Consider the following 12,146-nt stretch of genomic DNA (forward strand, 5'->3'; position numbering starts at 1 on the left):
CACGGGCCTCAGATCGGCGCGCAATCCGGCTTGTCGGTCCAGTTCGCGCCGCACAGGTACAGCGTGATGGGTGCGGTGTAGCCGTAGCGCGCGCCGAGCGCGTTGTACTCGGTGACGTCCACCCGCCCGGCCACGTAGTGGTCGGTGGCGGTGCCGACGGCGGTGTCGCTGTACGTCGGCGTGCCCGGGCCGGAGCTGTCGTCGGCGATGCCCCAGAAGCGGCCCATGTAGTAGGCCGCGCAGATGTTCACGTCGAGCAGGTACGCGCCGGCGGCGCCGCACTGCGTGGTCCCGGTGCCCGGGTCGACGGGCTGGCCGTGCCCCATTCCGCTGATCTCGTAGTACTCGACCTTGCCGCCGTAGACCCGGTGCCGCTGGCCGGCGACGGTGTCGGTCACGTCCGGCGTCTGGTCGGTGCCCGCCACGTTGGTCCACTGTTCGACCAGCTCGGTGGCGTTGCGCGGGGCGACGGTCGTGTCCGCGGTGCCGTGCCAGATCGACACCAGCGGGTGGGCGCCGGTGTGGTCGGCGGCGGCGCGCACCTTGTCGCCCCACTGGGCGGGGGTCAGGTCGGTGCCCGGGTTCATGCAGCTGAAGGCGGTGACGGTGGAGGTCGCGCAGCCGTAGGGCAGCCCGGCGACGATCCCGCCGCCTGCGAACACGTCCGGGTAGGCGGCGAGCATGACCGCGCTCATCGCGCCACCCGCGGACAGCCCGGTGACGTACGCCGACGACGAGCCGAGGTCGGCTTTGGTGCGGTCGACCATCTGCTTGACCGACAGCGCCTCACCCGAGCCGCGGCGGGTGTCGGCGGGTTCGAACCAGTTGAAGCAGCTGTTGGCGTTGTTGGCGGAGCTCTGCTGCGGGAACACCACCGCGACGCGCCACTGGTCGGCCAGCTTCATCCAGCCGGTGCCGGAGGCATAGCCGGTGGCGTTCTGGGTGCAGCCGTGCAGCGCCACCACGACCGGGCGGCCCGCGGGCAGGCCGTCCGGGGCGTAGCGGAACATGCGCAGGTTGCCCGGGTTGGAGCCGAAGCCGGTCACCTCCTGCAGGCTCGCGGCCTGCGCCGGTGGGGAGAAGCCCATCAGGGCCAGCACGATCGCGAGCAGGACGGCACGTCGGAACATCGGGACACCTCCACGTCGAGGCCGGAACCGGTGCCGCTGATGGTAAGAACCGGTCATCGCGCTGACCGCGTTGCCGGGCAACACAATCGCGAGGACGATCATGGTGGCGGTCACCATCGCGAATACCGCGGTTTCGGTGGCGCGACCGGGCAGTTCGTGCTCTGATACCGGATCATGGACCAGCGGTGGCGGGTGCCCGGCTACAGCGAGGTGGAGGTGCTCGGCGCCGGCGGCTTCGGCCAGGTCGTCCTGGCCAAGCACGAGGCCTCCGGGCAGCTTGTCGCGATCAAGTACCTGCACTCCGAATTCCTGAGCGACCCGGGGATCCTCGACGGGTTCCGCCGTGAGGCCCACCTGTTGCACGGTGTGCGCAGCCCACACGTGGCGCGGCTGCACGAGTTCGTCGAACGCCCCGAGGGCGCGGCGCTGGTCATGGAGGCCGTCCCCGGGGTGTCGCTGCGGGTGCTGCTCAACGCCGAGAAGCTCCTGGCGCCGGAGTCGGCGCTGGCGATCCTGAAGGGCTCGCTGCTCGGGCTCGCGGCCGCGCACGCCGTCGGCGTCGTGCACCGCGACTACAAGCCGGGCAACGTGCTGGTGTCGCAGGCCGGGGAGTCCAAGCTCGTCGACTTCGGCCTGGCCACGCTGGACGGGCAGGCCGGGCTCGCCGCCGGGTCGCCCTCCTACATGGCGCCGGAGCAGTGGGCGGGCCTGCCGGGGATGCCCGCCACCGACGTCTACGCCGCCACCTGCGTGTTCTTCCAGTGCATCACCGGACACAAGCCGTTCGAGGCCGACACGTCGGAGCGGTTGCGGGCCCTGCACCAGTCCGCGCCGGTGCCGCTCGCCACCGTGCCCGAGCCGCTGCGGGCGCTCATCGCGCGCGGCATGGCCAAGGACCCCGGGCACCGCCCGGTGACCGCGGACGCGTTCGTCGCCGAGCTCGAAGCCACCGCGCGGGCCGCCTACGGCCCGGACTGGGAGGAACGCGGCTGGAAGCGGCTCGCGGCGCCGATCGCGGCCCTGACGGCGTTGACCCCGTTGGCGTTGCTGGTCACCGCCGGGTCGGCCGCGGCACCGGCCGCGGTCGCCAGTGCGCCCGCCGGGGCGGGGATCGCGGCCGCGACGATCGGCAAGGCCGTGGTGGGTGTGCTGGTGACCGCGGTGCTCGCCGTCGGTGGATTCCTGGTCTACCAGCAGTTCGGCGACCCGCCACCGCCGGTGCTGAGCGTCGCCATCGAGACCACGGCCGGCGCCGACACCGCGCTGCCGATCACCTACGACCTGCAGTACCCGCGGGTGACGGGGCACGCCGACCCGGCCGTCGAGGAGCGGATCAACGCGGCGCTGCGGGCGCCGGTCGACGAGCGCCTGCGGTCGGTGCGGGAACAGCTGTCCGATCCGGACATCGCCGCCGACGTCCGGGGCCGGGGCGAGACCGTGGGCGTGCGCACCACCGCGGTCGTCACCCTGCGCACCGACCGGCTGGTGTCCGTGCGCTTCGACCACGCGCTCGACTCGGACTTCCTGTCCCACGCCAGCTGGCGGTTCCCGGAGGGCGTCACCGTCGATCTCACCACCGGGCGGGTCCTCGGGCCGCGGGACGTCTTCCGCGACGACGTGCTGACCGCGCGGGGCATGGCCACGCTGACCGAACGGCTCACCGCGCATTCGGAGCACGGGTTCTGCCGCCGGGTCAGCGTCAGCGGGGCCGGGGCGCCCGCGTCGATCGACACCGCGGACACTCCTGCCGGCGGCGACCACGTGCCCGCCGCCGACGTGGTGTTCACGAATTCCGGTGTGGACTTCCTGGTGCGGTACTACGACCTCGGCTGCGACACCGCCTCCGGGCAGGAGACGATCACGATTCCCTATGCGGAGATCACCGATCTGCTCCGGCCGGAGCTGCCGGCGATGCTCGGCCGGGGCGCCGGTGTCCCGCCGTCGTCCGCGCCGTCCACCCCGCCGGCCGACGACGGCGCCTACAGCAACGCGCGGTTCGGTTTCACGGCGCTGGTGCCCGAGGGCTACCAGCGGCAGCCCTACAGCCCGCCGGGTGGCGACGGCATGGAGTTCACCGACCCGGCCCTCGGCGCGACGATGACGGTGTGGGGGGCCAACAACCCCGGCGGCCGCTCCACCGCGGACGTCTTGGCGGCAACGGCGGGCGACATCCGCGCCGAGGGCGGGCAGGTGACGGTCCAGCGCGTCGAAGGCGAGCTGTACACGATCTCCGGCTACCGCGGCGACGGCCGCATCTTCTACGAGCGCGGTTTCGTCGGACCCGGCTCGACGGCCACCCTGCGGTGGGTCTACCCGCGGGGGAACAAGGACGCGCTCGACGGGCCGGTGAGCCGCACGGTGAAGACCTTCCGGGCAGGCGACCTCAGCCGGCCGCACTGATCACCCTTGATCTTCTGGACAACCCGTCACGAAATCAGCACCATGGGTGCTTGATCGACGACTGGGGGTTGCCGTGGAAGTGACGCTGACCGTGGCGGCGGACCGCGCCGGGGACGAGGCGCGGTCCCTGCGGGAGTGGCTGCTGGGCCAGGAGGAGCTGCGCGGTCGCGTCCGTCTCGTGGACTCCCCGCCGGAGCCAGGGCGGCTCGGTTCCGTCGTGGAGACCCTGGCCGTAGCCCTCGGGCCGGGTGGCGTCGCGACCGCCACGGCGACCGTGCTGATCGCCTGGCTCCGCCGCCGCACGTCGGACGTGACGATCACCGTCAGAAAGCCGGACAGCGATTTCGAGCTCACCGCCACCAACGTGAAGGGCGTCGACGCCGGCGAACTCGCCGAACTCACCCGGCGGGTGTCGGCCGAGCTGGACGGCGGGGACGAGACCGCGGCATGAACCTGGGCTCGGCCGGCACCCGGGTCCTGCTCGTCGGCACCGGCACGCACGCCGAGGGGTCCCGGCTCCCGCCGGTCCCCGCCGTCGGGGCCACGCTCACCGCGCTGGAAAGCGCTTTCCGCGACCGCTGCGGAGTGCGGCCGGAGAGCCTGCCGGACCCGGTCCTGAACCCGGACCCCATCGAGTTCGGCAACGCCCTCACCAGGGCGGCGGCCGAGGCCGAGGACGTGTTCGTCCTCTACTACGTCGGCCACGGCCTGGTCAGCCCGGGCAACAAACTGCACCTGGCCACCCGCGAAACCGACGACCTGAGCACCGGCCTGGCGTTCAAGGCCCTGCCGTACTCCGCGGTCGAGGACGCCCTCACCCTGTGCCGGGCCCGCACGATCGTCGTCGTCCTCGATTGCTGCTTCGCCGGCCGCGCGCACGGCTCGTTCGGCACGTCGGCGAGTGACGCGTTCGAACTGGCTTCGCTGGGCGGCGCCTACGTGCTGGCCTCCGCCGCGTCCGACGAGCAGGCGCTGGCGCCGGAGGGCGAGCGGCACACCGCGTTCAGCGGCGCGCTGCTGACCTTGCTGGAGGAGGGCGATCCCGCCGGGCTGCCGGACCTGACCGTGGAAGCCGCCTACCGGCACCTCCGGCGCGTCTTGCCGTCGCGGAACGTCCCGGCGCCGGTCCGCCACCTGAGCGGCCAGGCCGGGGACCTCGTCCTGGCCCCGAACCCCGCCGCCGCGCCGCCGCGGCTCTCGGTCCCGCGCACCGACCGGCAGCCGCAGGCCGACCAGCCCTGTCCGTACCGCGGACTGGACCCGTTCACCGCCGACGACGCCCGGTTCTTCTTCGGGCGTGAACAGCTCACCCGGGAACTGCTCGACGACCTGGCCGCGTGGTCCGCCGAACCCGGCCCGGTCGCCGTGGTCGGCCTGTCCGGCGCGGGGAAGTCCTCGCTGCTGCGCGCCGGCCTGCTGCCCGCCGTCGAGCGCGGCGAACTGCGCGTGCCCGGCTCGCGCACCTGGCCGCACATGCTGCTCACCCCGGGCGAGGACCCGCTGAGCAACCTCGCCGCCCGGCTGGCCGCACCGGCCGGCCTGACCCCCGGGGCGATCCGCGCCGACCTCGCCGACGATCCGGCCCGGCTGGCCGATGTCCTGCGCCGCGCGCTGCGGCGGCAGGCCGGCGGACGGGACGTGCCCGGCGGGCGGCTGCTGCTCGTGGTCGACCAGTTCGAGGAACTGTTCACGACCTGCGCCGACGAGGACCAGCGGCGGGCGTTCGTCCGCGCGCTCACCGCGGCCGCCGAGGAGACGGCGCTGGTGGTGCTCGGCCTGCGGGCGGACTTCTACGCCCACTGCCTGGCCTACCCGGAGCTGGCGGGGGTGCTCAAGGACCGCCAGCTGCCGGTCCCGGCGATGACCTCCGCCCAGCTGCGTGACGCCATCGAAAAACCCGCCAAGGCGGCGGGCCTCGAGCTCGAACCCGGCCTGACCGACCTGCTGCTGCGCGATGTGCGGGCCGGGGGCGACTTCGGCGCGGGCACCTTGCCGCTGCTGTCGTACGCCCTGCTCCTGACCTGGCGTTCGCGGCACGGCCGGACGCTCACGCTCACCGGCTACCAGGCCACGGGCGGGGTGTGGGACGCCATCACCCGCCAGGCCGAGACCATCTACGACGGACTCGACGCCGACGGTCAGCGCGCCGCCCGGCTGATGCTGCTGCGGATGGTGAGCGTCGGCGAGGGCACCGAGGACACCCGGCGGCGGGTCCAGCTGTCCGAACTGGACTCCGGGACCGGAGCCGTGCGCGACCGGTTCGCGGCGGCACGGCTGGTCACCGTCGACGGCGACACCGCCCAGATCTCGCACGAGGCCCTGCTGCGCGCCTGGCGGCGCCTGCGGGAGTGGATCGACACCGACCGCGCCGGTCTCGTCATCCGCCAGCGGCTCGCCGAATCCGCCCGGCTGTGGGACCGGGACGGCCGGGACGCGAGCGCGCTCCACCGCGGCAACCAGTTGCAGCTGGCGCGGGATTGGGCAGCCGACCACCCGGAACAGCTGGACGAGCTGAGCCGGCGGTTCCTCGACGTGAGCGTGCGTGCCGACCGGCGACGGCGGCAGGTTCGCGCCGTGGTGAGCGGTGCGCTGGTCGTCCTCCTCGTCGCCGCGCTGGTCGCGGCCCTGCTCGCGGTGCAGGGCCGCAACGAAGCCAGGGCCCAGCAGCGGACGGCGACGGCGCGCGCCCTGATCGACCGGGCGGAGAGCGCCCGCGACACCGCGCCGCAGCTCGCGCTCATGCTCGGCATCGCCGCCGACCGGCTCGACAGCACCGCCGACAGCACCGCGAGCCTGGTCACCGGTCTGCTGGACCCCTACGCGGGCACCTTGGAGGCGCACACCGCCCCGGTGTCGGCCGTGGTGTTCAGCGGCGACGGGCGCCGGCTCGCGACCAGCGGCATGGACAACCGCATCTTCCTGTGGGACACCGCCGATCCCGCGCGCCCGCTCGGCGAGATCACCGACACCACACCGTCGAACGGGTTCCTGTTCGGCCCGGACGGTCGCACGTTGTTCGTCGGTGAGATCACCGGCCGCGTCAGCGTGTGGGACGTCGCCGCCGCGCCGGTGCGGGTGGGGGAGGTCCCGGCGGGCGGCGGTTACATCACCGCGGCCGCGCTCGACCCCGGCGGTACGGTGTTCGCCACCGGCAGCGTCGACGGCACGGTGCGGCTGTGGGACGTCGCCGACCGCACCCGGCCGCGCCTGCTGACCACGCTCAGCGGCTACCCGGACCAGATCGGCGCGATGGCGTTCAGTCCGGACGGCGGCGTGCTGGCGGCGGGCGGCTACAACCCGGAGCAGCCAAAGGCCGCGGGCGTGGTCCTGTGGGACGTGCGGAACCCGGCCGCGCCGCGGGAGGCGGGCCGCCTCGCCGACCAGGACGGCGGGACCGGGGCGATGGCGTTCAGCCCGGACGGCCGGGTGCTGGCCGTGGGCGCCGCCGCGACGGTCGGGCTGTGGGACGTCGCCGATCCCGCCCGGCCGGGCCGGCTCGGCGACCTGACCGGCCAGGTCAGCCCGGTGCGGACCATCCGGTTCGAGGGGCCGCGGCGGGTCGCGGCGGCGGGCTACGACCACTCCTGGACCGCCTGGGACATCACCGATCCGGCCAAACCCGGCCCGTCGCGGAGCAGGCTCAGCGGCGGGCAGTCCAACTGGACCAACGCGGTCACCCTCAGCCCCGACGGCGAGATCCTCGCGGCGGCGAGCGCGGAGAACACCGTGCTGCTGTGGCGCCGGGACGCGGACGCCGGGATCGGCGCGCTCGACCACTACCTCAGCGTCCAGCAGGGCGCGGTGCGCGCGGTGCGGTTCAGCCCGGACGGCAGGCTCGCGGCGGTCGGCAGCGGGGACGGGACCGTGGGCCTGTGGGACGTGACCGACCGCGACCGGCCACGCGGGATCCGCCGTCTGTCCGGGCATGCGAACTGGGTCGACTCGGTCGCGTTCGCACCCGACAGCCGCACGGTCGCCAGCGGGGGAGAAGACGGCCTCGTGATCCTCTGGGACGTCAGTGATCCGGCGAACCCGCGGGAACGGGCCCGCGTCACCGAAGCGATGGCGCCGGCGTCCACAGTGGAGTTCGACCCGGGCGGGCGGCTGCTCGCGGTCGGGACCGGGAACGGTTCGGTCAGCCTGTACGACGTCGCCGACCCCGATCGCCCGGTCCGGGTCGCCGTCGTGCCGGCGCACCGGGCGCTGGTGTCGGCTGTGGCCTTCGGCGACCAGGGACGCGTCCTGGCCACCGGCAGCTACGACGGGACCGGCTCGCTCTGGGACGTGTCGGATCCGGCCGTGCCCCGCGAGCTGTCGAAGTTCACCGCGCACACCGGCCGGTGGTACGCGCTGGCGTTCGACCCCGCGGGCCGGACCCTCGCGACCGCGAGCGAGGACACCACCGTCATCCTGTGGGACGTCCGCGATCCGGCCACGCCGCGGGTGCTGGGGTCCCCGCTGGCGCGGCACACCGGCCGGGTCCGGTCGATCGCGTTCAGCCCGGACGGCCGGATGCTCGCCACCGGCAGTGAGGACCAGAGCACCCGGGTCTGGGACGTCACCGACCCGACCCGGGCGGTGTCGATGGTCCGGCTCAGCAGCCAGCAGGCGATGATCATCGCGGTGGCGTTCAGCCCGGACGGGCGGACCCTGGCCACCGGCGACGCCGAGAACCGGGCATACCTGTGGGACACCGGGGAGGTCGTGGACATCCGCGAGCACGCGGTGGAGCAGGCGTGCCGGCGTGCCGGGCGAGGCCTCAACCCGGACGAGTGGCGGCAGCAGGTGCCGGACCTGCCGTACCAGCAGACCTGCCCGTGACCGCGTGCAGGCAGCGTTCGCCTTGCCGCCGCAGGGCTTCCGCGAGTTCGGGCGGGCCGCCGGCGAGCGTGAACGCCGCGTCGACGGAGGTGATCATCCACACCAGCGCGTGCAGGGTGTCCGCGCCGACGTGCAGCAGGCAGCTGGTGTCGTCGACCGGTTCGAGCGTGCCGGTTCCCGGCCAGATCCGGCCGGCCACGGCGGTCGCGGATTCGTGCAGCAGGACCGTCGCCCGGTACGGCCACATCCGCGACGACAACTGCCGCTCCAGGTACACGGCCACGTCCCCGCACGGCGGCTCCCGCGGCGTGAACCGGGCGCCGCCGGGGGACTTCGGCGTCAGGCGGTCCACGCGGAAGGTCCGCCAGTCGCCGCGGGCCGCGTCCCAGGCGATCAGGTACCACCGCCGTCCCCAGCTGACCAGCGAGTGCGGCTCGACCTCGCGGCGGGACGCGGCGCCGGTGTGGTCGGCGTAGTCGAACCGGAGCCGCTCGTGACGCCGGCACGCCTCGGCGATCGCCACCAGCGTCGCGGCGGGCACCTGCGGCCCGGGGGCGAGCCCGGCCCGCACTGTCGCCTGCTGCAAGGTGCGCACCCGGTGCCGCAGCCGCGACGGCAGCACCTGCTCCAGTTTCGCGAGCGCCCGCACCGCGGTTTCCCCGATGCCCGCGACCGAGCCGCCGGCCGCCGTGCCGAGGCTGACCGCCACCGCCACGGCCTCCTCGTCGTCGAGGAGCAGCGGCGGCAGCGCGGCGCCCGCGCCGAGCCGGTACCCGGCGGAGCCCCGCGTCGCGTGGACCGGATAACCGAGGTCGCGCAACCGGTCCACGTCCCGGCGCACGGTGCGCGTGCTCACCCCGAGGCGCGCGGCGAGTTCCGCGCCCGCCCAGTCGCGCCGGGTCTGCAGCAGGGACAGCAACTCGAGCAGCCGCGCCGAAGTCTTCAACACCCGGCCAGTGTGGCGGACGGTTAGGACCGGATCCGGCCTAAGCCGTTCCTACCGTCGCCGCCATGACCGAGATCCACCCCTTCCGCATCGACATCCCGCAGGACCAGCTGGACGACCTGCACGCCAGGCTGGACGCCACCCGGTGGCCGGACGAGCTGCCCGGCGTCGGCTGGAGCCGCGGCGTGCCGGTCGGCTACCTGCGCGAGCTGGCCGGGTACTGGCGCACCTCCTTCGACTGGCGCAAGCAGGAAGCGGAGATCAACAGCCACCCCCAGTTCACCACGACGATCGACGGGCAGAACCTGCACTTCCTGCACGTACGGGCGGCCGATCCGGACGCGCTGCCGCTGGTGCTGCTGCACGGCTGGCCGGGCGGCGTGACCGACTTCCTCGACGTGCTCGAACCGCTGTCGCGGGAGTTCCACCTCGTCGTCCCGTCGCTTCCCGGGTACGGCTTTTCCACGCCGTTGAACGGGCCGGGCATGCGCCCGTCGAAGATGGCCGCCCTGGTCGTGGACCTGATGACCCGCCTCGGGTACGGGCGGTTCGGCGTGCAGGGTTACGACCTCGGGGCGTGGGTGGCGCCGTCGATCGGCAGGCGGGCGCCGGACCGCGTCGCCGGGATCCACCTCAACGCGCTGCTGACGTTCCCGGCGGGCGAGGAGGGCGAGTTCGACGGCCTGACCGATGCCGAGCAGGCCCAGTGGGCGGCGATGCAGGACTTCAACGACGGCTACTTGCAGTGCAACTCGAAGCGCCCGCAGACGGTGACCTACGGCCTGCACGACTCGCCCGTGGGGCAGCTCGCGTGGATCGTGGAGAAGTTCAAGGAGCTGACCGACCCGCCCGAGGGCCTGCCGGAGGACAGCATCGACCGGGACCGCATCCTCACCGACGTGTCGCTGTACTGGCTCACCGGCACGGCCGGCCCGGCCGCGCAGGTCTACTACGAGGAGATCACCGCGGGGGAGTGGGAGCCGGTGGCGCGGGGCACGGTGCCGACGGCGGTGCTGGTGTCCCGGCACGACAAGACGATCCGCCCGTGGGCCGAAAGGGACCACAACGTGGTGCGGTGGACCGAGACCGCGCGGGGCGGGCATTTCCTGTCGATGGAGGAGCCCGAGTTGCTGGTGGACGATGTGCGGGAGTTCTTCGGGGAGCTGGCTTGAGCTAGCCGGTTCGGGCCAGGACCGCGGGTGTGCGCAGGATGGTGGATCGCCTGGGTGCGCGGGCGTTTCCCCCGAGCCGACCTATCCGGCGCCGGCGCGGGCCAGGATCGCCTGTGCGCGCAGAATGACCGGCCGGTCCACCATCTGACCTTTGTGGACACTCACGGATCCGTCACCCGCGGAGGCCAGCACCCCCTCCGCCCACTCGACCTCGGCGGCGGTGGGGGTGCAGGCCTCGTGCACGGGGCCGACCTGCCGGGGGTGGATGCACAGCTTCGCGGTGAATCCCAGCTCGATCGCGTGCGCCAGGTCCGCGCGCAGCACCGCCGGGTCGTCCAGCTCGGTGGTGACGCCGTCGATCGGGGCGGCTCGGGCGGCCGCGGCGGCGGCGATCACCACCGCGGAGCGGGCGTGCTGCAGGGCGGTGTGGGAGTGGTGGTCGACGCCGAGCTGGGCCGCCAGGTCGATGCTGCCGAACGCGGGCCGCACCACGCCCTCCGCGGCGCAGACCTCCACTGCCCGCGCCACGCCGAGCGCGGTTTCGATCAGCGGGATCACCGGTGTGCCGATCGAGGCCAGCACGGCTGGGTCTTCGGCCTTGGGCACCATGACGGCGGTGGCGTCGGTGACGGCGGCCAGGTCGTCGTCGAACCAGGGGGTGCCGGGGCCGTTGATCCGCACCACCACCTCACCACCGTTCGCCAGCCACGCGCGGACGTGTTCCCGTGCCTGAACCTTCTGGTCGGGGCCGACGGCGTCCTCCAGGTCCAGCACCACCACATCACAACCGGAGGCGGCGGCCTTGGCGAACCGGTCGGGGCGGTGGCCGGGCACGAACAGGAAACTCCGCGCACCAGCGATCATGCGACACCTCGCAGCTGGCCGGTGGCGGTCTGCCGCCCGTACAGGTCGCGCACCGCGGTGGTCACCCCGTCCGGTTCCTTGCTGGCGCTGGTGATCAGCCCCTGGTGGTCGAACAACGGGGACACCAGCCGGTAGGTGAAGTCCACCTCACCGCCGATACCAAGAGCGCGGGCGGCTTCGGCCATCGCCAGCGCCTGCAGCGGCCCGTGCGTCAGCAAACCGGGGTAGCCCTCGACATCGCGGGCGTAGTCGCGGTCGTAATGAATCCGGTGCGCGTTGTAGGTCAAGGCGGAGAACCGGAACAACAGTGTTGGTGTCACCTCGATCGCCCACTCTCCGGGCCCGGCCGGCACCACCTCCCCAGCCGAGACCGCGGGCAGACTCCCGGCGGCCGGGCGGTAGACGATGTCCTGGCGCTCCTCCACCACTACCCGCCCGCCTTGCGAGATCAGGTGCTCCACGGTCACGAAGGTCAAGGGCCCGGACCGGCCCTGCTTGTCGGCCACCGACGCCACCCGGGTGCGCCGGGTCGCCGGTTGCCCGCACCGCAACACCCCACGGGTGCGGACCCGGCCGCCGGCCCACATCCGCCGCCGCCCCGGCCCCGGCGGCGCCGGCACACAATTGCGCACCGGATGCCCATCCGGCCCCAGATCCGCTTGCGCCGGGCGTTCCAGCAGGTAGAACCAGTGCCACAACAACGGCAGCCCCTCGCGGGCCAGGTCGGGCACCGGCACGTCCAGCAACGCCCCCAGCGCCCGCGCGGGCTCCGGCGACAACACCTCGGTGCGCTCCACGACCTCGGTCACGGCG

General features: G+C 73.6%; 8 protein-coding genes. 4 read left to right on the plus strand and 4 right to left on the minus strand.

The window, feature by feature from the left end:
* Window positions 1-8 precede the first annotated feature (8 nt).
* Entirely contained in the window at window positions 9-1,130 is a 1,122-nt protein-coding gene (locus tag L2C96_RS00795) for an extracellular catalytic domain type 1 short-chain-length polyhydroxyalkanoate depolymerase (protein WP_039791697.1), read from the minus strand.
* Window positions 1,131-1,304: 174 nt separating this feature from the next.
* On the opposite strand from L2C96_RS00795, the gene L2C96_RS00800 reads away from it, so the two are divergent.
* The 3 genes from L2C96_RS00800 (at window position 1,305) to L2C96_RS00810 (ending at window position 8,351) form a co-directional block, all read left to right on the plus strand.
* Complete coding sequence (locus L2C96_RS00800) at window positions 1,305-3,530, plus strand: protein kinase domain-containing protein (protein WP_237334692.1); 2,226 nt, start codon at window positions 1,305-1,307, stop codon at window positions 3,528-3,530.
* Between the two features lie 79 nt (window positions 3,531-3,609).
* The gene (locus tag L2C96_RS00805) at window positions 3,610-3,981 is read left to right on the plus strand and encodes an effector-associated constant component EACC1 (protein ID WP_235716192.1); all 372 of its coding nucleotides are present in this window, start codon (window positions 3,610-3,612) and stop codon (window positions 3,979-3,981) included.
* Window positions 3,978-8,351, plus strand: a complete 4,374-nt coding sequence (locus L2C96_RS00810) for a caspase, EACC1-associated type (RefSeq protein WP_237334693.1) — start codon at window positions 3,978-3,980, stop codon at window positions 8,349-8,351. The genes L2C96_RS00805 and L2C96_RS00810 overlap by 4 nt, the downstream gene beginning before the upstream one ends.
* Here the strand turns inward: L2C96_RS00810 and L2C96_RS00815 are convergent.
* Window positions 8,290-9,300 (minus strand): helix-turn-helix transcriptional regulator, encoded by a 1,011-nt coding sequence (locus L2C96_RS00815; protein ID WP_237334694.1) that lies wholly within the window; start codon window positions 9,298-9,300, stop codon window positions 8,290-8,292. The genes L2C96_RS00810 and L2C96_RS00815 overlap by 62 nt on opposite strands.
* A 62-nt stretch (window positions 9,301-9,362) precedes the next feature.
* Between L2C96_RS00815 and L2C96_RS00820 the strand changes: the two genes are divergently transcribed.
* A complete protein-coding gene (locus L2C96_RS00820; RefSeq protein ID WP_237334695.1) occupies window positions 9,363-10,469 on the plus strand; it encodes an epoxide hydrolase family protein in 1,107 nt (368 codons plus the stop codon).
* 81 nt (window positions 10,470-10,550) lie between these two features.
* On the opposite strand, the gene L2C96_RS00825 is transcribed toward L2C96_RS00820, so the two are convergent.
* Together L2C96_RS00825 and L2C96_RS00830 are read right to left on the minus strand one after the other, a co-directional pair.
* Window positions 10,551-11,333: an HpcH/HpaI aldolase/citrate lyase family protein gene (locus tag L2C96_RS00825; RefSeq protein ID WP_237334696.1), complete on the minus strand. Its 783-nt coding sequence runs from the start codon at window positions 11,331-11,333 to the stop codon at window positions 10,551-10,553.
* On the minus strand, window positions 11,330-12,142 hold the full coding sequence (locus L2C96_RS00830; RefSeq protein WP_237334697.1) for an HTD2 family dehydratase: 813 nt from the start codon (window positions 12,140-12,142) through the stop codon (window positions 11,330-11,332). Before L2C96_RS00830 ends, L2C96_RS00825 begins: the two co-directional genes overlap by 4 nt.
* Between the last annotated feature and the right edge of the window lie 4 nt (window positions 12,143-12,146).

Origin of the sequence: Amycolatopsis tucumanensis (assembly GCF_021654135.1) — a bacterium.
Lineage (GTDB): Bacteria > Actinomycetota > Actinomycetes > Mycobacteriales > Pseudonocardiaceae > Amycolatopsis_E > Amycolatopsis_E tucumanensis.

Coding starts and splice junctions, on each gene's coding strand:
- L2C96_RS00795 (WP_039791697.1), bottom strand. CDS start 1,130: ATGTTCCGACGTGCCGTCCTGCTCGCGATCGTGCTGGCCCTGATGGGC.
- L2C96_RS00825 (WP_237334696.1), bottom strand. CDS start 11,333: ATGATCGCTGGTGCGCGGAGTTTCCTGTTCGTGCCCGGCCACCGCCCC.
- L2C96_RS00800 (WP_237334692.1), top strand. CDS start 1,305: ATGGACCAGCGGTGGCGGGTGCCCGGCTACAGCGAGGTGGAGGTGCTC.
- L2C96_RS00820 (WP_237334695.1), top strand. CDS start 9,363: ATGACCGAGATCCACCCCTTCCGCATCGACATCCCGCAGGACCAGCTG.
- L2C96_RS00810 (WP_237334693.1), top strand. CDS start 3,978: ATGAACCTGGGCTCGGCCGGCACCCGGGTCCTGCTCGTCGGCACCGGC.